General features: G+C 43.7%; 1 pseudogene. It reads right to left on the bottom strand.

Annotated features, from left to right (window positions below):
- Positions 1-25: 25 nt before the first annotated feature.
- Positions 26-916: pseudogene (locus IQ259_RS26940) on the bottom strand (CHAT domain-containing protein); the annotation flags it as partial.
- Between the last annotated feature and the right edge of the window lie 192 nt (positions 917-1108).

Genomic DNA, 1108 nt, shown 5'->3' with positions numbered 1-1108 from the left:
GCCCCCTGCCCCCTGCCCCCTTGCCTCATTCCGCTTCACCAATTAACGTAAACGCTGCCCAGTTGACAGGTAGAGATTGTTCTTTAATTCTGGTTAGCATGGCTTGGCGTAGTGCTTGGGCTTTATCTGGATTCTTTTGCAGATGTTGGTAAAAGTCAGTCATGAGTAACTGGGTATCGTCGTCGGGAATTAGCCACAGGGAAACTAAGACACTGGGAACACCAGCAGAAATGATTGAACGAGATAGCCCAATGACACCATCGCCTGTGATGCGTCCCCGTCCGGTTTGGCAAGCACTGATGACAAATAATTCGGCTTGCAGTTGCAAATCTAGGATTTCTTCAGCAGTTAGCAAGCCATTACCTGTTTCATTTTGATTTTTGGTTGGGTTTGGTGCTAATGCAATCCAACTTCCTAAACCGCGAACGTCATCCGCCCATCCGTGGGTTGCTAAATGGATAATTCGGGCTGTTGGTAGGAGTTTTAAGATTTGCGCTTTGGTTGCATCTTTACCGATGATGGCTTTGGTATTTAATAGACGGGCAATTTCTTTAGCTTCGATTTCTGCACCGGGTAAAGGATCTAATTGTTCTGGTTTGTCGCCAATTTTTAAAGCGACACGGGGCATGATGGGATTACCGACAACTAAGGCATTTTGACTATATGCGTTTCGTGTTTGGATGCGTTGTTTACGAGTTAAATCTAAAACTTGAATTGAGGGAGCAGTGAGAATGGTGTGTTTTTCAATTAGGTATTTATTTTCTGCATCTCTTAAGGCTGGGAAAGGAACAAAAAATAGAGATTGTTGGGGAATAAAAATAATATGGGCGTTTGGATCTTTAGGTAATTCTTGGGCGATTGGTTGGATGAGAATTTCATGGAGTTGCTGGAGGGGTTTTTTCCACTGAGCGATGTTATAGGAATCATATTTGATTTCTGAAAAAGTGTACGAGATAATACGGAGGAATATATCTGTCTAAGAACAAACAATGATAGATCAGCATCTACAACCTGCGATGCCTGCGGCGGGCGTAGCCATCGCAGAACTACAAGAATTTATAGATAGTCGCCCAGATGCCCGTGAGGTGAGAAAAGCTCTCTTCTGTAA

The sequence above is a fragment of the Fortiea sp. LEGE XX443 genome (genome assembly GCF_015206815.1).
Lineage (GTDB): Bacteria > Cyanobacteriota > Cyanobacteriia > Cyanobacteriales > Nostocaceae > Nostoc_B.
Note: the sequence above shows the minus strand (reverse complement) of the source record. Positions and strands in the feature narration are given on the sequence as shown.